We start from the raw sequence: 20,083 nt of genomic DNA, 5'->3' as shown, positions 1-20,083 counted from the left end.
TTTAGCATGCATAAACACGGATTCTTTCTTGAAAAAACTTGGCAAATATGCTACAATAAAAATAACATTCTAAAATATTCAGAATTTAAAGTAAGGAAACAAATGGCAAATTTACTAAAAACTATCATCGAAAATGATAAAGGGGAACTCCGCCGCTTAGAAAAGATGGCTGATAAAGTCCTCCAATACGAAGATGAAATGGCTGCATTGACAGACGAGCAGTTACAAGCAAAAACAGAAGAATTCAAACAACGCTATCAAAATGGCGAAACTCTTGATCAACTTTTATACGAAGCGTTTGCGGTCGTACGTGAGGGAGCGAAACGTGTTCTTGGGCTCTTCCCATACAAGGTTCAGGTTATGGGTGGAATCGTTCTTCACCATGGTGACGTTCCTGAGATGCGTACAGGTGAAGGGAAGACCTTGACAGCGACAATGCCGGTTTACCTAAATGCCCTTTCAGGTGAAGGTGTGCACGTAGTTACCGTCAACGAATACCTTACAGAACGTGACGCGACTGAGATGGGTGAGTTGTACTCATGGCTTGGTTTGTCAGTAGGGATTAACTTGGCTGCAAAATCTCCAATGGAGAAAAAAGAAGCCTACCTCTGTGATATTACTTATTCAACAAACTCAGAGATTGGTTTTGACTACCTTCGTGATAACATGGTTGTACGTGCAGAGAACATGGTTCAACGTCCACTCAACTATGCCTTGGTCGATGAGGTTGACTCTATCTTGATTGACGAAGCTCGTACACCATTGATCGTTTCAGGAGCTAATGCTGTTGAAACAAGCCAACTCTATCATATGGCAGACCACTTTGTGAAGTCTTTGGATAAGGATGATTACATTATCGATATTCAGTCTAAGACAATTGGTTTGTCTGACTCAGGTATTGATAAGGCTGAAGAATACTTCAAGCTCGAAAATCTCTATGATATTGAAAACGTAGCATTGACTCACTTTATCGACAATGCCCTTCGCGCCAACTACATTATGATTCTTGATATCGACTATGTGGTGAGCGAAGAACAAGAAATCTTGATTGTCGACCAATTTACTGGACGTACCATGGAAGGGCGTCGTTACTCTGATGGTTTGCACCAAGCGATTGAAGCTAAAGAAGGTGTGCCAATCCAAGATGAAACGAAGACTTCAGCTTCTATTACCTACCAAAACCTTTTCCGTATGTATAAAAAATTGGCAGGTATGACTGGTACTGGTAAAACAGAAGAAGAAGAATTCCGCGAAATCTACAACATCCGTGTTATTCCAATTCCAACCAACCGTCCAATCCAACGTATCGACCATTCAGACCTTCTATACGCAAGCCTCGATGCAAAATTTAAGGCTGTAGTAGAAGATGTTAAGGCTCGTTACCAAAAAGGTCAACCAGTCTTGGTAGGTACTGTTGCCGTTGAAACCAGTGATTTTCTTTCTAAGAAATTGGTTGAAGCAGGCGTACCACACGAAGTGTTGAATGCTAAAAACCACTACAGAGAAGCACAAATCATCATGAATGCTGGCCAACGTGGTGCAGTTACAATCGCAACAAACATGGCCGGTCGTGGTACCGATATTAAGCTTGGTGAAGGTGTTCGTGAGCTTGGTGGACTTTGTGTCATCGGTACAGAACGTCACGAGAGTCGTCGTATCGACAACCAGCTTCGTGGTCGTTCAGGTCGTCAAGGTGACCCAGGTGAATCACAATTCTACTTGTCACTCGAAGATGATTTGATGAAACGTTTCGGTTCAGAACGCTTGAAGGGTGTTTTTGAGCGTCTCAATATGTCTGATGAAGCCATTGAATCTCGTATGTTGACACGTCAGGTCGAAGCGGCACAAAAACGTGTTGAAGGAAATAACTACGATACTCGTAAACAAGTCCTTCAATATGACGATGTAATGCGTGAACAACGTGAGATTATCTACGCGCAACGTTATGATGTCATCACTGCAGATCGTGACCTGGCTCCTGAGATTCATGCGATGATTCGACGTACGATTGGACGAATTGTAGATGGCCATGCTCGTTCTAAACAGGATGAAAAACTCGAAGCAATCTTGAACTTTGCGAAGTACAACTTGCTTCCAGAAGATTCGATTTCACTTTCAGACCTAGAAGGTTTATCAGACCAAGCTATCAAAGATGAGCTTTATCAACGTGCGTTGAAAGTCTACGATAGCCAAGTTGCGAAGCTTCGTGACGAAGAAGCTGTGAAAGAATTCCAAAAAGTATTGATTCTACGTGTAGTTGACAACAAATGGACAGACCATATCGATGCTCTTGATCAGTTGAGAAACGCTGTTGGTCTTCGTGGGTATGCCCAAAACAACCCTGTTGTGGAATATCAAGCAGAAGGCTTCCGCATGTTTAACGATATGATTGGTTCGATTGAATTTGATGTGACTCGCTTGATGATGAAAGCACAGATTCATGAACAAGAACGACCACAAACAGAACACCATATCAGTACAACAGCAACTCGCAATATCGCTGCGCAACAAACAAGTCTTCCAGCTGATTTGGACCTAAGTCAAGTAAAACGCAATGACTTGTGTCCATGTGGTTCTGGTAAGAAATTTAAAAACTGTCACGGTAAACGACGTTAATATTGACTAATTTTCAGGCGGATGCCTAGTGAAAAGTGAATTTTCGCTTGGCGTCCGTTTGCTTTATAAGGAGATGAATAATGGTATTTACAGCGAAAAGCCCTAAAATTAATATTGAAGAAGTCCGTAGTTTGTCTAAATTAGAAGGACAAGCACTGGACAATAAACAGCAACGCGATCAAGAGCTTGAAGCGATTATTCGTGGTGAAGATCAGCGTATTTTGTTGGTAATTGGTCCTTGTTCATCTGACAATGAAGAAGCAGTTCTCGAATATGCTAAGCGTTTGTCAAAACTGCAAGAAGAAGTCAAAGACCGCGTCTTTATGGTGATGCGTGTCTACACTGCTAAACCACGTACCAACGGTGATGGCTATAAGGGATTGATTCACCAGCCAAATGCCAAAGAAGCACCTAGCCTCATCAATGGTATCAAAGCAGTTCGTCATTTGCATTATCGTGTTATTTCTGAAACAGGAATGACAACAGCAGATGAAATGTTGTACCCAGAAAACCTTCCTTTGGTAGATGACTTGATTTCTTACATGGCAGTTGGAGCTCGTTCGGTTGAAGATCAACAACACCGTTTTGTAGCCAGTGGAGCAGATTTTCCAACAGGATTTAAAAATCCAACATCAGGAAATCTCAATGTGATGTTCAACGGTATTTATGCAGCTCAAAACAAGCAGAGTTTCCTTTTCCTAGGGAAAGAAGTCGAAACTACAGGGAACCCTCTATCGCATGCTATTCTCCGTGGTGCCCTCAATGAATACGGGAAAAACATTCCGAACTATTACTATGATAATTTGATGGATACTATTGCCCAGTATGAAAAAATGGGACTTGAAAATCCATTTATCATCATTGATACCAACCATGACAACTCTGGCAAGCAGTACATGGATCAGATTCGTATTGTACGTCAAACTTTGATTAATCGCGACTGGAATGAAAAGATTAAAAAACATGTTCGTGGCTTCATGATTGAGTCTTATCTAGAAGACGGTCGTCAAAATGAACCAGAGGTCTTTGGAAAATCTATTACTGACCCATGTCTTGGATGGGAAAATACTGAAGCTCTTGTTCGCGAAATCTACCAAAGACTAGGAGAATAATATGGCATTTATCGAGAAGGGTCAAGAAATCGATATTGAAGCAATCAAGGCGGAAACACAACTATCTGCAGAAGTCTTGCAACATAAGGAAATTCGTGACCAGGAACTAGCTGATATCCTTTCAGGAAAGGATGACCGTATCTTGTTGGTCATTGGGCCTTGTTCGTCTGACAATGAAGAAGCAGTTCTTGAGTATGCTCGTCGTTTGGCAGACTTGCAGAAAAAAGTGGCGGATAAGATTTTCATGGTCATGCGTGTTTACACAGCCAAGCCACGTACTAATGGAGATGGGTACAAGGGTTTGGTTCATCAGCCAGATACTTCTAAAGCCCCAAGTTTGATTAATGGTTTGCAGGCTGTTCGTCAACTTCATTATCGAGTGATTACAGAAACTGGATTGACTACAGCGGATGAAATGCTTTATCCATCCAATCTAGTCTTGGTTGATGACTTGGTTAGCTACCATGCCGTGGGTGCACGTTCGGTAGAAGATCAGGAACACCGTTTTGTAGCTTCAGGGATTGATGCACCAGTGGGAATGAAAAATCCAACCTCTGGAAATCTGTCTGTTATGTTTAATGCTATTTATGCAGCACAAAACAAACAAACCTTTCTCTTCCATGGCCAAGAAGTTGAAACTTCAGGGAATCCCTTGGCTCACGTTATCTTACGTGGAGCTGTAAATGAATATGGGAAAAATGAACCAAACTTCTACTATGAAACTCTCTTAGATGCTATTGGACGTTACGAGTCTATGGGTCTTGAAAATCCTTTTATCATGATTGATACCAACCATGATAATTCAGGGAAACAATATATGGAGCAAGTTCGAATTGTTCGCCAATCTTTGCTCAATCGTGACTGGAATGAAAAAATCAAAAAAACAGTTCGAGGCTTCATGATTGAGTCCTACTTAGCAGATGGTCGTCAAAACCAGCCAGAAATCTTTGGACGTTCCATTACAGACCCATGTTTGGGCTGGGAAAACACAGTAGCTCTAGTAGAAGAAATCTATACTACCTTAACAAAATAAGTGAAAAGGATGGAGTTGGGGGTATCTCAACTCCTTTTGAGGAAAATGATAGTTGGACACGGAATTGATATTGAAGAATTAGCTTCCATACAAAATGCAGTTGAAAAAAGAAAAGGTTTTGCCCAGCGTGTCTTGACAGACAAGGAAATGGAGCGCTTTTCTAGTCTCAAAGGTCGCAGACAGGTCGAGTATTTGGCTGGTCGTTGGTCAGCTAAAGAGGCTTTCTCAAAGGCTATGGGAACGGGAATTGGGAAGTTGGGCTTTCAAGACTTGGAAATCTTGAACAATGAAAGAGGAGCTCCCTACTTCAGCAAATCCCCGTTTTCAGGAAAAGTTTGGCTATCAATTAGCCATACCGATCAGTTTGTGACAGCTAGTGTTATTTTGGAGGAGAATCATGAAAACTAGTCCACATAGACCAACCAAAGCCCTCATCGATCTGGGAGCTATCCGCTACAATATCCAACAAATGGGAGCGCACATTCCCAAAGATACCCTCAAATGGGCAGTTGTAAAAGCCAATGCCTACGGGCACGGAGCAATAGCTGTTGCAACAGCTATTCAGGATGATGTTGACGGCTTTTGCGTTTCTAATATCGATGAAGCCATTGAACTTCGTCAGGCAGGAATTTCTAAGAAGATTCTTATTTTAGGAGTATCTGAGGTTGAATCTCTTTCATTGGCTAAGGAGTATGCCATTACCTTGACAGTGGCTGGCTTGGAATGGATCCAGAAACTCATAGCTACAGAGCCAGACTTATCAGGTTTAACCGTTCATCTTAAAATTGATTCAGGTATGGGGCGAATTGGTTTTAGAAGTGCAAGCGAGGCGGAACAGGCTCAAACTTTGCTCAAGGAACATGGAGCCAATGTTGAAGGGATCTTTACCCACTTTGCAACTGCAGATGAAGAGTCAGATACCTACTTTAAACAACAGTTGGAATGTTTCAAGGGAATAATCGCAGGCTTGCAAGAAGTCCCTGAACTAGTCCATGCGAGTAACTCTGCGACTACTCTATGGCATGCGGAAACGATTTTCAATGCGGTTCGTATGGGGGACTCTATGTATGGTCTCAATCCAAGCGGACAAGTTTTGGAGTTGCCTTATGAACTAAAACCAGCCTTGACCTTAGAAACTGCTATTGTTCATGTTAAAACAGTCCCAGCTGGGGCTTGTATGGGCTACGGAGCAACCTATCAGGCAGACAGTGAGCAAGTCATTGCTACTTTGCCAATCGGTTATGCGGATGGTTGGACACGCGATATGCAGAATTTCTCAGTTCTGGTGGATGGACAATTGTGCCCTATCGTAGGGCGGGTATCTATGGACCAGATTACGATTCGCTTACCTAAGCTGTACCCATTGGGTACCAAGGTAACTTTGATTGGCTCAAACGGTGACAAGGAGATTACTGCAACAGATGTAGCAGTTTACCGAGGAACTATTAATTATGAGGTGGTTTGTCTCCTCAGTGATCGAGTTCCGAGAGAGTATCATTAAGAAACAAAAGGAAAGGAGAGGAGCATGAATTTACATCAACCCTTGCATGTCTTGCCTGGCGTGGGACCAAAATCAGCAGAGAAATATGCCAAACTAGGAATTGAAAATCTGCAAGATCTCTTGCTCTACTTTCCTTTCCGTTATGAAGATTTTAAGACCAAGCAGGTGCTAGAACTAGAAGATGGTGAGAAGGCGGTCCTATCTGGTCAGGTAGTGACGCCAGCTAGTGTTCAATATTATGGTTTTAAGCGCAATCGACTGCGTTTTAGCCTCAAGCAGGGTGAGGTTGTGTTTGCGGTGAACTTCTTTAACCAACCCTACCTGGCTGATAAGATTGAGCTAGGAGCGACTCTAGCTGTCTTTGGCAAGTGGGATCGCGCTAAGGCTAGCCTCACAGGGATGAAGGTCTTGGCCCAAGTAGAGGACGACCTTCAACCTGTCTATCGTCTCGCACAAGGAGTCAGTCAAGCAGGCCTTGTTAAAGTCATTAAAACCGCCTTTGATCAAGGACTGGATCTCTTGATAGAGGAAAATCTCCCTCAGTCCTTGCTAGACAAATATAAACTCAGGCCCCGAAGTCAGGCTGTGCGTGCCATGCATTTTCCTAAGGATTTGGCAGAATACAAGCAGGCTCTTCGTCGAATCAAGTTTGAGGAACTCTTTTATTTCCAAATGCAATTACAGACCCTCAAGTCTGAAAATAAGGTTCATGGAAGTGGATTGGTTCTGAATTGGTCCCAGGAAAAACTAAGGGCGGTAAAAGAAAAGTTACCCTTTGCTCTGACCCAAGCCCAAGAAAAAAGCCTGCAAGAAATCCTGACAGATATGAAGTCGGACCATCACATGAATCGACTCTTGCAAGGAGATGTTGGTAGTGGGAAAACAGTGGTAGCAGGTCTAGCGATGTACGCAGCCGTAACGGCTGGTTACCAGACCGCCCTCATGGTTCCGACAGAGATTCTTGCAGAGCAACATTTTGAAAGTCTAGAGAGTCTCTTTCCTGATTTGAAATTAGCTCTCCTAACAGGTTCATTGAAAGCTGCAGAAAAACGCAAGGTCTTGGAAAGCATTGCTAAGGGTCAAGTTGATGTAATCATTGGTACCCATGCTCTTATACAGGATGGGGTGGACTATGCTAAACTCGGCTTGATTATCATCGATGAGCAACACCGCTTTGGTGTAGGGCAAAGGCGTATTTTACGGGAAAAAGGAGAAAATCCAGATGTCCTCATGATGACGGCGACTCCGATTCCACGAACCTTAGCCATCACAGCCTTTGGAGATATGGATGTTTCCATTATTGACCAGATGCCAGCTGGACGTAAACCCATCGTGACACGTTGGATCAAGCATGAGCAATTACCACAGGTTTTGACTTGGTTGGAAGGGGAGATTCAAAAAGGTTCTCAAGCCTATGTTATTTCGCCCTTGATCGAAGAATCTGAAGCCCTGGATCTTAAAAATGCCATTGCACTCTCAGAAGAGTTGACGACTCATTTTGCAGGGAAAGCAAAAGTTGCTCTCTTACACGGGAAGATGAAGAGTGATGAAAAAGACCAGATTATGCAGGAATTCAAAGAGAGAAAGACAGATATCTTGGTTTCTACGACGGTTATCGAGGTCGGGGTTAATGTTCCAAATGCAACAGTCATGATTATCATGGATGCTGATCGTTTTGGTCTTAGTCAACTTCATCAGCTCAGAGGGCGTGTAGGTCGTGGTGACAAGCAGTCCTACGCAGTTCTCGTTGCTAATCCAAAAACTGATTCTGGGAAAGACCGCATGCGTATCATGACAGAAACGACCAATGGTTTTGTCCTTGCGGAGGAAGATTTGAAAATGCGAGGCTCTGGAGAAATCTTTGGGACCAAACAGTCGGGGCTACCAGAGTTTCATGTGGCCGATATTATTGAAGACTTCCCGATTTTAGAAGAAGCTAGAAAGGTAGCCAGCTATATCAGTTCTCTCCCTAACTGGCAAGAGACCCCAGAATGGCACATGATTGCCTTGCATCTAGAGAAAAAAGAATTCCTGGATTAAGCTTTTTCTAAGAAAAATATAAGTTTGCTTTTAGGATTGTTATCTATACTTGAGTCATCAAAAAGAAACGAGGACTCTCTCATGACTATTAAAGTAAATTACCCAAAGACATTTCAAAAAGAAATTCAACCTTCTCCTAAATACTAAGAAAAGAGCGAAATCGCTCTTTTTTATTTTTTTAAAACTACTTTCAGAGGGATTCTTGCAGGGGTCGGACAGTAAATCCACTTTCCGTTTCCCTTTCTTTCTTGCATTGCTTCTCCATATGTGCTACAGTTATGATAACGTTTACAAAATAAAGGAGAATTCTATGAGAAATCCAGCATTAGTAGAAGAAATGAAAACATATAAAGGAAGAGATGAAGTTCCTCAGGATTTTGATGCTTTTTGGGATGGTGAGATTGACAAGGTTTCGGTCTTACCTGAATACCAACTAGAGGAACGTGATTTTCATATTCCTAATGTGAAGTGTTATGAGTTAACCTTTAAAGGTACACGTGATGGTCTCGTTTATGCGCGTGTAGTTTTACCAAAATCAGAGCAGAAAGTTCCTGTCATTTTCCACTTCCATGGCTATATGGGACGTTGCTGGGATTGGACAGATATGCTCGCATTTACAGTGGCTGGCTATGGTGTCGTATCGATGGATGTTCGTGGGCAATCTGGTTACTCACAAGATGGTCTGCGTTCTCCACTAGGAAATACAGTAAAAGGCCATATCATTCGTGGTGCTGTTGAAGGAAAAGATCAACTCTTCTACAAGGATGTCTATCTTGATATTTATCAATTGGTTGAAATTGTAGCTAGTCTGCCTCAAGTAGATGAAGAGCAGTTGGCTAGTTACGGAGCTTCACAAGGTGGAGCGCTGGCTTTAGTGGCTGCAGGGCTCAATCCACGTATCAAGCGAACAGTGGCTATCTATCCATTCTTGTCAGACTTTAGACGAGTATTAGAAATTGGGAATACCAGTGAAGCCTATGACGAGCTCTTCCGTTACTTTAAGTTCCATGATCCATTCCATGAGACAGAAGAACAAATCATGGAGACGCTTAGCTATATCGATGTGAAAAATCTTGCCCATCGAATCAAAGGTGAGGTGAGAATGATTACAGGGCTAGATGACGATGTCTGCTACCCAATCACCCAATTTGCTATCTACAATCGTTTGACGTGTGAAAAGAGCCATCGTATCATGCCGGAATACGCTCATGAGGCTATGAATGTTCATGTCAACGACCAAGTTTACAATTGGTTATGTGGTAGTGAAATTCCCTTTACCTATCTTGGTCGTTAGAAATATGTAAAAAGAGTCCTGTCAAAATCAGGACTTTCTTTTTGGAAGATTAAAGAAAGTAGTTTCAAAAAGTTCGAATCATAGAAATATATCTGAAAGTAAATTCTATTATAGATTACTAATGCTATAATTAAGAATATTTATTATATAATAAGTATAACATCAAGGCGAAAGGAGTAAAATGGTTGCTTACTGGAAGAAAGTAAATAAAGGCAATCACAATTCAGATGAAAAAGAATGGGGAAACCCATCAACAATACAGTTTCTTTACATGCTTTTAGCCCTAGGGCTAAAAATTTTAAGCGAAAAAGAAAGCGCTTTATTTTTGTGAAAACGAAAGGAAAAATATGAGACAGAGAGAATTTAATCGAAAAGAACGCTATGGAATTCGCAAATTTACAGTAGGAGCAGCATCCGTAGTTATTGGAGCAGTTGTTTTTGGCGTATCACCAGTTTTAGCCCAAGAAGCTCCAACAAACACTGGGGAAACAGCTGGTCAAGCTTTACCAGAATTACCGAAAGAAGTAGAAACAGGAAATCTAGCTAACCTTGATAAAGAACTTGCTGATAAGTTGGCAACAGCTACAGATAAAGGAACTGAAGTCAACCGTGAAGAGTTGCAAGCAAACCCAGGTTCTGAAAAACCAACAGAAACGACAGCTACTACAGAAGCTGCAACGACTTCAGAAACTCCGACTGAGACAACTACGGCAGAAACTGCTAATACTGAAGAAACAGATAATCAAGGAGCCCTTGCTCGGGATTATTACTCAAGAGAATTGGAAAATGTTAATACTGTTGTAGAAAAAAATGACATTGCCACTAATACAGAAAATAACCAGCGAGTTGATCTTACAAGCAACCTAGGAAAACTCAAGGAACTCCAAGATGCAACCGTTCATATGGAGTTCAAGCCAGATGCATCTGCACCACGCTTTTACAATCTCTTCTCTGTATCAAGCGAAACCAAGGAAAATGAATATTTCACCATGTCAGTCCTCGATAATACAGCTCTAATCGAAGGTCGTGATGCAAATGGTGCACAATTCTATGATAAATATACAGATGCACCTTTGAAGGTTCGCCCAGGTCAGTGGAATTCTGTTACCTTTACGGTTGAAAAACCAACAACAGAACTACCTACTGGACGCGTTCGCCTATATGTAAATGGTGTCTTATCTAGAACAAGTCTAAAATCTGGAAAATTCATCAATGATATGCCAGATGTAAACCAAGTTCAAATCGGTGCTACAAAACGTGGAAATAAGACAGTTTGGGGATCAAATTTACAAGTTCGTAATCTAACAGTCTATGATCGCGCCTTGACACCAGATGAAGTTCAAACACGTAGTCAATTATTCGAAAGAGGCGACTTGGAGCAAAAACTCCCAGAAGGCGCTGAAATTTCTAATAAAATAGATGTCTATACAGCAGGTAGCAATGGCAAGACTAATTCTGATGGAATTGCAAGCTACCGTATTCCAGCTCTGCTCAAGACAGATAAGGGAACCTTGCTTGCTGGAGCAGATGAACGTCGACTACATTCGAGTGACTGGGGCGACATCGGAATGGTTGTTAGACGTAGTGAGGATAAGGGTAAAACATGGGGTGACCGGATTACGATTACGAATTTAAGAGATAATCCGAAAGCCAAGGATCCAAATATTGGTTCGCCAGTAAACATCGATATGGTTCTAGTCCAAGATCCTGAAACCAAACGAATCTTCTCAGTATACGATATGTTCCCAGAAGGCAAAGGAATTTTCGGAATGTCTTCTGAAAGGGAAATTGCCTATAAGGAAATCGATGGAAAAACATACCAAATTCTCTATCGTGAAGGAGAAAACGGAGCCTATACGATTCGTGAAAAAGGTGTTGTGTATACGCCAGACGGAAAGGCAACGGATTATCGAGTTGTAGTAGATCCTGTTAAACCATCTTATAGTGATAAGGGTGACCTTTATCAAGGTGACCAGTTGCTCGGTAATGTTTACTTCACAACTCAAAAAACGTCTCCATTTAGAGTTGCTAAAGAGAGCTACCTATGGATGTCTTACAGTGATGATGATGGTAAAACATGGTCAGCACCACAAGATATTACTCCAATGGTAAAAGCAGATTGGATGAAATTCTTTGGTGTCGGTCCTGGTGTGGGAATTACACTACAAAATGGTCCACATAAAGGCCGTATTATCGTTCCTACTTATACTACAAACCGCACACATCACCTTAATGGTTCACAATCTTCCCGTGTTATCTATTCTGACGATCATGGTAAGACTTGGAAACTAGGTGGCGGTGTCAATGACAATCGAAAACTTACAGACGGTAGAGTAATTGATGCAAGTACCATGAGCGATTACTATGCTCAAAATACAGAGTCTTCAGTAGTTCAACTCAACAACGGTCAATTGAAACTCTTCATGCGTGGATTGACTGGTGACCTTCAAGTTGCAACAAGTAATGACGGTGGTCAAACTTGGGAAAATGATATCGAACGTTACGATGTTCCAGATGTCTATGTTCAGATGGCAGCAACACATACGGTTCAAAATGGTAAAGAGTACATCCTTTTAGCTAATGCCAATGGTCCAGGTCGTAAGAATGGGTACATCCGTGTAGCGCGTGTGGAAGAAAATGGTCAATTGACTTGGCTTCATCACCATTTGATCCAAGAAGGAGAGTATGCCTATAACTCACTTCAACAAGTTGGACCAGACGAGTTTGGACTCTTATATGAACACCATGAAGCAGGTGGCAATCCATATACTTTATCATATAAAAAATTCAACTGGGATTACCTCACTAAAGAGAGACTTGCTCCTAAAGAAGTGACTGTTACACAGGCTTTGGAAAAATGGCCAGGAATCATTGCGATGGAGTTTGACTCAGAAGTATTGGTAAACCAAGCTCCAACACTCCAATTAGCAAATGGTAAGACTGCTACCTTTATGACTCAGTATGATACGAAGACTCTTCTATTTTCAATAGCTCCTGAGAATCTTGGTCAAAAAGTGACAGGCCTTGCAGCTGGTGCAATTGAAAGCATGCATAACTTACCAGTATCTGTGGTTGGTACTAAACTGACCAATGGTGTGAATGGTGAAGAAGCAGCTATCAATGAAGTTCCAGAATTCACAGGTGGCGTGAATGGTGAAGAGGCGGCTGTCAATGAAGTCCCAGAATTCACAGGTGGTGTGAATGGTGAAGAAGCAGCTGTTGCTGAAGTCATAGAGTACACAGAGCCTATTGCTACAGTAGGTGACGAAGCAGCACCGATAGTAGAACTACCTGAATTCACAGGCGGAGTTAATGCAGTCGAGGCTGCTGTCAATGAAGTCCCAGAATTCGTAGGTGGTGTGAATGCAGTTGAAGCCCTCAAACATGAAGTCCCAGAGTTTGTAGGCGGTGTAAATTCAGTCCTAGCCCTCAAACATGAGCTTCCAGAATACGTAGGTGGCGTTAACGCAGTCGAAGCAGCTATTAATGAAGTCCCAGAATATAAGGTTGAGGATCAACCACTTGTAACTCTAGTAGCACAACAAGATAAGACTTACCAAGCTCCTGCAGCTCAACCACAACAACCAGCTCTCCCTGAAACAGGAAGTGAAGTTTCAACTTCTCTAGTATCTCTCGGTCTTGTTGGTATGTTCTTGGGATTGTTTGGAATGGCCAAGAAAAAAGAAGATTAATCTACTATTAAATCTTAAAAATATCTAAGAAAAAATAGTGAAATTGAAAGGGTCTGTGACGGTGATTTGTTACAGGCTCTTTCATTTATAGAAATGTAGAAAGCGTAGAAAGTGATGGAATAGTTAGAACGAAGATGATTCAAGCGGAAGCCTCCCCTCTGAAACTACTTTCAGCAGAATCTGTTTCAGAAAATTGTTTTGAAACTTCAATCTATTCTAGTACAAGTTATTGAAAGCGCTTTAAAAATGATATATAATAGGCTCATAAGAAAAAAGAAAAGGAGGAAAGTAGATGCCACAAATCACTAAAGAAGCTTTGATTGAGCAGATTAAAGATGGAATCATCGTTTCTTGTCAGGCACTTCCTCACGAACCGCTTTATACAGAAGCGGGAGGTGTTATGCCCTTGCTAGCCAAAGCAGCTGAGCAAGGTGGAGCAGTCGGTATCCGAGCAAATAGTGTTCGAGATATCAAGGAGATAAAAGAGGTCACAAACCTTCCGATTATCGGGATTATCAAACGTGATTATCCGCCACAGGAACCATTCATCACAGCTACTATGAAAGAGGTTGATGAATTAGCAGCTCTAGACATTGAGGTTATCGCTCTTGATTGTACCAAGAGAGAACGATATGATGGTTTAGACATTCAAGAATTTATCCGTCAAGTCAAAGAAAAATATCCAAATCAATTATTGATGGCTGACACAAGTACCTTTGAAGAAGGTCTAACAGCAGTTGAAGCTGGAATTGACTTCGTCGGAACAACCTTGTCAGGCTACACATCCTACAGTCCAAAAGTAGATGGCCCAGACTTTGAATTGATTAAGAAACTTTGCGATGCAGGAGTAGACGTTATCGCAGAAGGTAAGATTCATACACCAGAACAAGCCAAGCAAATCCTAGGTTACGGAGTGCGAGGAATCGTAGTTGGTGGAGCTATTACTAGACCAAAAGAGATTACAGAACGATTTGTTGCTGGACTCAAATAAGACAATTAAAACACGAGGAGAGTGGTTGATTCGTAGAAAAAAATGAAAACGTATACAAAGTCGCCAATACTCATTATCCGCTTCGGATACGCTTATCATCATTTAGGAGAATACTAATGAAATTTAAAAAACTAGCTTGTACAGTACTTGCAGGTGCTGCAGTTCTATCTCTTGCTGCTTGCGGCAAATCAGACGCTAAAAAAGACGCTGCAAGTGATTCAGGAAAAACAGAAATCACTTGGTGGGCATTCCCAGTCTTTACTCAAGAAAAAACTGGTGACGGTGTAGGAACTTATGAAAAATCTATCATCGAAGCTTTCGAAAAAGCAAATCCAGATATCAAAGTTAAACTAGAAACAATCGACTTCAAATCTGGTCCTGAAAAGATCACTACAGCAATCGAAGCAGGAACTGCTCCAGACGTACTCTTTGACGCACCAGGGCGTATCATCCAATACGGTAAAAATGGAAAATTGGCTGACTTGAACGACCTCTTTACAGATGAATTTGTGAAAGATGTTAACAACGAAAACATCATCCAAGCAAGTAAAGCAGGCGACAAAGCTTACATGTATCCAATCAGTTCTGCACCATTCTACATGGCTATGAACAAGAAAATGTTGGAAGACGCAGGAGTTGCAAACCTTGTAAAAGAAGGTTGGACAACAGATGACTTCGAAAAAGTATTGAAAGCGCTTAAAGATAAAGGCTATACACCAGGTTCATTGTTCAGTTCAGGTCAAGGGGGAGACCAAGGAACACGTGCCTTCATCGCTAACCTTTATGGCGGATCTGTAACTGATAAAGAAGTAACTAAATACACAACTGACGATCCTAAATTCGTTAAAGGTCTTGAAAAAGCATCTAGCTGGATCAAAGACGGTTTGTTGAACAATGGTTCGCAATTTGACGGTGGTGCAGATATCCAAAACTTTGCAAACGGTCAAACTTCTTACACAATCCTTTGGGCTCCAGCTCAAAATGGTATCCAAGCTAAATTGTTGGAAGCAAGTAAAGTTGAAGTGGTTGAAGTACCATTCCCATCTGATTCAGGCAAACCAGCTCTTGAATACCTTGTAAACGGATTTGCAGTATTTAACAACAAAGACGAAAAGAAAGTCGCAGCAGCTAAGAAATTCATCCAATTCATCGCAGATGATAAAGAATGGGGTCCTAAAGACGTAGTTCGTACAGGTGCATTCCCAGTTCGTACTTCATTTGGAAAACTTTATGATGACAAACGTATGGAAACAATTGGTAGCTGGACTCAATACTACTCACCATACTACAACACAATCGACGGATTTGCTGAAATGAGAACACTTTGGTTCCCAATGTTGCAATCAGTGTCTAACGGTGACGAACAACCTGCTGCAGCTTTGAAGACATTTACTGAAAAAGCTAATGAAACTATCAAAAAAGCAGCTAAACAATAAGCTCTAATTAAAAACTGAAATCCCCCTTTTCCCTGTGCACCTCTGTGCACGAAAAGGGGGACTTTTGTTTAAAAATGTAAGGAACTGACAGGTCAAAATTAAAATGAAGTTCTTACATTGTCTAATCTTTAAAAGAATTTCATTTTGATTTTAGATCAATGTCAGATGACAGTCAAAAAAACAAAACTATTTGAAAGTGAGGTGCCAACTGTGAAAGTCAATAAAATTCGCATGAGGGAAACAATTATTTCATACGCGTTCCTAGCACCAGTATTAATCTTCTTTACCGTCTTCGTTTTAGCTCCAATGATCATGGGCTTCATTACTAGTTTCTTTAACTACTCGATGACTAGCTTTGAGTTTGTGGGCTTGGACAACTACATTCGTATGTTTAAAGACCCCGTCTTTACAAAATCTTTGATTAATACCGTAATCTTGGTAATCGGATCTGTACCAGTCGTAGTACTCTTCTCGCTCTTTGTAGCATCTCAGACTTATCAACAAAATGCCGTTGCTAGATCTTTCTACCGCTTCGTTTTCTTCCTTCCTGTAGTTACAGGTAGTGTTGCCGTAACAGTAGTTTGGAAATGGATTTACGATCCACTATCAGGTATTTTGAACTTCGTGCTTAAGTCAAGCCATATCATCAGCCAAAACATTTCTTGGTTGGGAGATAAAAACTGGGCTTTGATGGCGATTATGATTATCCTTTTGACAACATCAGTTGGTCAACCAATCATTCTTTACATCGCTGCAATGGGTAATATTGATAACTCACTTGTAGAAGCAGCCCGTGTTGACGGTGCGACTGAGTTCCAAGTGTTCTGGAAGATTAAATGGCCAAGCCTCCTTCCAACAACTCTTTATATCGCAATTATCACAACCATCAACTCATTCCAATGTTTCGCATTAATTCAGTTGTTGACATCTGGGGGTCCAAACTATTCAACAAGTACACTTATGTACTACCTATACGAAAAAGCCTTCCAATTGACTGAATATGGCTATGCTAATACTATTGGTGTATTCTTGGCAGTTATGATTGCCCTTGTCAGCTTCGCTCAATTCAAGATCCTCGGAAACGATGTAGAATACTAAGGAAAGGAGACAGCTATGCAACCTACACAACAAAAGAAACCATTAACAGCCTTTACTGTTATTTCAACAATCATTTTGCTCTTGTTGACTGTACTGTTTATCTTCCCATTCTACTGGATCTTGACAGGTGCATTCAAATCACAACCAGATACCATTATGATTCCACCACAATGGTTCCCTAAAGCTCCAACAATGGAGAACTTCCAACAATTGATGGTGCAAAACCCAGCCTTGCAATGGATGTGGAACTCAGTGTTCATTTCTTTAGTAACTATGTTCTTGGTTTGTGCAACCTCTTCACTAGCAGGTTATGTTTTGGCTAAGAAACGTTTCTATGGACAACGCATTCTCTTTGCAATCTTTATCGCTGCCATGGCTCTTCCAAAACAAGTTGTCCTTGTACCATTGGTACGTATCGTCAACTTCATGGGAATCCATGATACTCTTTGGGCAGTTATCTTGCCTTTGATTGGATGGCCATTCGGGGTCTTCCTTATGAAACAGTTTAGTGAAAACATTCCGACAGAATTGCTCGAATCTGCTAAAATCGATGGATGCGGCGAGATTCGTACCTTCTGGAGCGTAGCTTTCCCTATTGTGAAACCAGGATTTGCAGCTCTTGCAATCTTTACCTTCATCAATACATGGAATGACTACTTCATGCAATTGGTAATGTTGACTTCACGTCAAAACTTGACCATCTCACTCGGGGTTGCGACTATGCAGGCTGAGATGGCAACAAACTACGGTTTGATCATGGCAGGGGCTGCCCTTGCAGCTGTGCCAATCGTAACAGTCTTCCTTGTCTTCCAAAAATCCTTCACTCAAGGGATTACTATGGGAGCTGTCAAAGGATAGTACTCTGCGAAAATTGAATATAGTACAAACTGTTTATCAGTATGCAGAAGTATAGTTGATAGACTAAGAGAATACAGGATATATAAGTGTCTACAAAATTGAGAGGAGTTGCTTGCTTCACGAAATTTTGTTAGACACTTATAAACTTACTGGCTAGACATCTTAGGTCTGAAGGTAACAATCAGGTAAAGGAAATTACTATGATTTTTGATGATTTAAAAAACATTAGCTTTTACAAAGGAATTCATCCAAATCTCGATAAGGCCATCGATTATCTCTATGAGCATCGTAAGGATAGCTTTGAATTAGGCAAATACGAGATTGATGGGGATAAAGTCTTCCTAGTTGTACAAGAAAATATTCTCAATAAAGAAGAAAATGATCGCTTTGAGCATCATAAAAACTATGCAGATTTGCATTTGTTGGTTGAAGGACATGAGTATTCTAGTTACGGTTCTCGTGTAAAAGATGAGGCTGTAGCCTTTGACGAAGCTAGCGATATCGGCTTTGTTCATTGTCATGAACAATACCCACTTTTATTGGGTTATCACAATTTTGCAGTCTTTTTCCCAGGTGAACCTCATCAACCTAATGGTTATGCAGGTATGGAAGATAAAGTTCGCAAATACTTATTTAAAATTTTAATCGATTAGTCAGTTAGGAGGAGCAAACAATGGCACATAAAGGATCTGGATTGATAAAAGCAGCATTCGATACGGATAACTTTCTTATGCGATTTTGTGAGAAGGTTTTAGACATCGTGACGGTTAACCTACTCTTTGTGGTGTCTTGTTTGCCTATTGTGACAATCGGAGTAGCAAAGATCAGTCTCTATCAGACAATTTTCGAAGTTAAGGGTAGTCGACGTGTTCCTGTTTTTAGAACGTATATGAGAGCTTTTAAGCAAAATTTGAAATTAGGTCTCCAGTTAGGTTTGTTGGAACTAGGAATTTTTCTGATTAGCGTGGTTGACTTATCTCTATTCTGGGGGCAAACCAGTCTAGGCTTCCAGCTAATTAAGGCTATTTGCTTGGGAATTCTGATATTTTTAACCCTAGTTATGTTGGCTAGCTATCCAATTGCAGCACGCTATGACTTAACTTGTAAAGAAGTTCTTCAAAAGGGCTTGCTCTTAGTTAGCTTTAATTTCGTGTGGTTCTTCTTGATGCTTGCGATTATTTTATTAATCATGATGCTTCTCTATCTATCAGGCTTTACGCTCGTACTTGGTGGTTCAGCATTTCTACTTTTTGGCTTTGGCCTTCTTGCCTTTTGCCAAGCTGGATTAATGGAAAAATTGTTTGCTAAATATCAAGCAGATTGAAAATGATATGAAACTACTTTCAAACATGAAAAGCTATGGGAGATGAATAGAAATTAAAATCTAAGTGGCTGAGATGTATTGAAAGCGCTTTTTACAAGGTGTATACTAAAATAGTAAAAAATCATCTGCTCAGAGCAGAAAATAAGAAATCTTAGGAGAAATCTATGTCAGATTTAAAAAAATATGAAGGCGTCATTCCTGCCTTCTACGCATGTTATGATGATGCGGGCGAAGTAAGCCCAGAACGTACTCGTGCTTTGGTGCAATACTTTATTGATAAAGGTGTTCAAGGACTTTATGTCAACGGTTCTTCAGGTGAATGTATCTACCAAAGCGTAGAAGACCGCAAATTGATCTTGGAAGAAGTCATGGCAGTTGCCAAAGGTAAATTGACCATCATTGCTCACGTAGCTTGTAACAATACCAAAGATAGTATTGAACTGGCTCGTCATGCAGAAAGTTTGGGAGTAGATGCTATCGCAACAATCCCACCAATTTACTTCCGTTTGCCTGAGTACTCAGTAGCAAAATACTGGAACGACATCAGTGCTGCAGCACCAAATACAGACTATGTTATCTACAACATTCCTCAATTGGCAGGTGTTGCTTTGACTCCAAGTCTTTACACAGAAATGTTGAAAAACCCACGTGTTATCGGTGTTAAAAATTCTTCAATGCCAGTTCAAGATATCCAAACATTCGTTAGCCTTGGTGGCGATGACCATATCGTCTTTAACGGTCCAGACGAACAATTCTTAGGCGGACGTCTCATGGGAGCAAAAGCTGGTATCGGTGGTACTTATGGTGCTATGCCAGAACTCTTCTTGAAACTCAACCAATTGATTGCGGATAAAGACCTAGAAACAGCGCGTGAATTGCAATATGCAATCAATGCTATCATTGGTAAATTGACTGCTGCACATGGAAATATGTACGGTGTTATCAAAGAAGTCTTGAAAATCAATGAAGGGCTTAATATCGGATCAGTTCGTTCTCCACTTACACCAGTGACCGAAGAAGATCGTCCAGTTGTTGAAGCAGCTGCTCAATTGATTCGTGAAACTAAGGAGCGTTTCCTCTAATCAATA

16 protein-coding genes are annotated in these 20,083 nt (G+C 41.0%); all 16 read left to right on the top strand.

Annotated elements, in window-relative coordinates; genetic code table 11:
- Nucleotides 1–102 precede the first annotated feature (102 nt).
- The 16 genes from secA (at nucleotide 103) to HMPREF1481_RS08205 (ending at nucleotide 20,077) form a co-directional block, all read left to right on the top strand.
- Complete coding sequence (gene secA / locus HMPREF1481_RS08275; protein ID WP_016466223.1) at nucleotides 103–2,616, top strand: preprotein translocase subunit SecA; 2,514 nt, start codon at nucleotides 103–105, stop codon at nucleotides 2,614–2,616.
- Nucleotides 2,617–2,696: 80 nt separating this feature from the next.
- A complete protein-coding gene (locus tag HMPREF1481_RS08270) occupies nucleotides 2,697–3,728 on the top strand; it encodes a 3-deoxy-7-phosphoheptulonate synthase (RefSeq protein WP_016466222.1) in 1,032 nt (343 codons plus the stop codon).
- Between the two features lies 1 nt (nucleotide 3,729).
- On the top strand, nucleotides 3,730–4,761 hold the full coding sequence (locus tag HMPREF1481_RS08265) for a 3-deoxy-7-phosphoheptulonate synthase (RefSeq protein WP_016466221.1): 1,032 nt from the start codon (nucleotides 3,730–3,732) through the stop codon (nucleotides 4,759–4,761).
- Nucleotides 4,762–4,806: 45 nt separating this feature from the next.
- On the top strand, nucleotides 4,807–5,169 hold the full coding sequence (acpS, locus tag HMPREF1481_RS08260) for a holo-ACP synthase (RefSeq protein ID WP_025173302.1): 363 nt from the start codon (nucleotides 4,807–4,809) through the stop codon (nucleotides 5,167–5,169).
- Nucleotides 5,159–6,262 carry an alanine racemase gene (gene alr, locus HMPREF1481_RS08255; RefSeq protein WP_016466219.1) on the top strand — a complete coding sequence of 368 codons (1,104 nt, stop codon included), beginning with the start codon at nucleotides 5,159–5,161 and terminating at the stop codon, nucleotides 6,260–6,262. Before acpS ends, alr begins: the two co-directional genes overlap by 11 nt.
- A 24-nt stretch (nucleotides 6,263–6,286) precedes the next feature.
- Nucleotides 6,287–8,302, top strand: a complete 2,016-nt coding sequence (gene recG, locus HMPREF1481_RS08250; protein ID WP_016466218.1) for an ATP-dependent DNA helicase RecG — start codon at nucleotides 6,287–6,289, stop codon at nucleotides 8,300–8,302.
- Between the two features lie 310 nt (nucleotides 8,303–8,612).
- Nucleotides 8,613–9,596 (top strand): acetylxylan esterase, encoded by a 984-nt coding sequence (locus HMPREF1481_RS08245; protein ID WP_016466217.1) that lies wholly within the window; start codon nucleotides 8,613–8,615, stop codon nucleotides 9,594–9,596.
- A gap of 181 nt (nucleotides 9,597–9,777) precedes the next feature.
- A complete protein-coding gene (locus HMPREF1481_RS10850; protein ID WP_016466216.1) occupies nucleotides 9,778–9,927 on the top strand; it encodes a hypothetical protein in 150 nt (49 codons plus the stop codon).
- 16 nt (nucleotides 9,928–9,943) lie between these two features.
- Entirely contained in the window at nucleotides 9,944–13,288 is a 3,345-nt protein-coding gene (locus HMPREF1481_RS08240; protein WP_016466215.1) for an SIALI-17 repeat-containing surface protein, read from the top strand.
- Between the two features lie 292 nt (nucleotides 13,289–13,580).
- Nucleotides 13,581–14,279, top strand: coding sequence for an N-acetylmannosamine-6-phosphate 2-epimerase (locus tag HMPREF1481_RS08235; protein ID WP_006150888.1), 699 nt, complete (start codon nucleotides 13,581–13,583; stop codon nucleotides 14,277–14,279).
- A gap of 116 nt (nucleotides 14,280–14,395) precedes the next feature.
- Nucleotides 14,396–15,715, top strand: coding sequence for an ABC transporter substrate-binding protein (locus HMPREF1481_RS08230; protein ID WP_016466214.1), 1,320 nt, complete (start codon nucleotides 14,396–14,398; stop codon nucleotides 15,713–15,715).
- A gap of 231 nt (nucleotides 15,716–15,946) precedes the next feature.
- A complete protein-coding gene (locus HMPREF1481_RS08225; RefSeq protein ID WP_033587514.1) occupies nucleotides 15,947–16,813 on the top strand; it encodes a carbohydrate ABC transporter permease in 867 nt (288 codons plus the stop codon).
- Nucleotides 16,814–16,828: 15 nt separating this feature from the next.
- Nucleotides 16,829–17,671: a carbohydrate ABC transporter permease gene (locus tag HMPREF1481_RS08220; RefSeq protein ID WP_001183246.1), complete on the top strand. Its 843-nt coding sequence runs from the start codon at nucleotides 16,829–16,831 to the stop codon at nucleotides 17,669–17,671.
- A gap of 200 nt (nucleotides 17,672–17,871) precedes the next feature.
- Nucleotides 17,872–18,324 carry a YhcH/YjgK/YiaL family protein gene (locus HMPREF1481_RS08215; protein ID WP_016466212.1) on the top strand — a complete coding sequence of 151 codons (453 nt, stop codon included), beginning with the start codon at nucleotides 17,872–17,874 and terminating at the stop codon, nucleotides 18,322–18,324.
- Between the two features lie 20 nt (nucleotides 18,325–18,344).
- Complete coding sequence (locus HMPREF1481_RS08210) at nucleotides 18,345–18,995, top strand: YesL family protein (RefSeq protein ID WP_016466211.1); 651 nt, start codon at nucleotides 18,345–18,347, stop codon at nucleotides 18,993–18,995.
- 164 nt (nucleotides 18,996–19,159) lie between these two features.
- On the top strand, nucleotides 19,160–20,077 hold the full coding sequence (locus tag HMPREF1481_RS08205; RefSeq protein ID WP_016466210.1) for a dihydrodipicolinate synthase family protein: 918 nt from the start codon (nucleotides 19,160–19,162) through the stop codon (nucleotides 20,075–20,077).
- The last annotated feature ends 6 nt before the right edge of the window (nucleotides 20,078–20,083 follow it).

Source organism: Streptococcus sp. HPH0090 (genome assembly GCF_000411475.1).
In the GTDB taxonomy this organism is placed as follows: Bacteria; Bacillota; Bacilli; order Lactobacillales; family Streptococcaceae; genus Streptococcus.
This window is presented reverse-complemented; position numbering and strand designations above follow the sequence as displayed.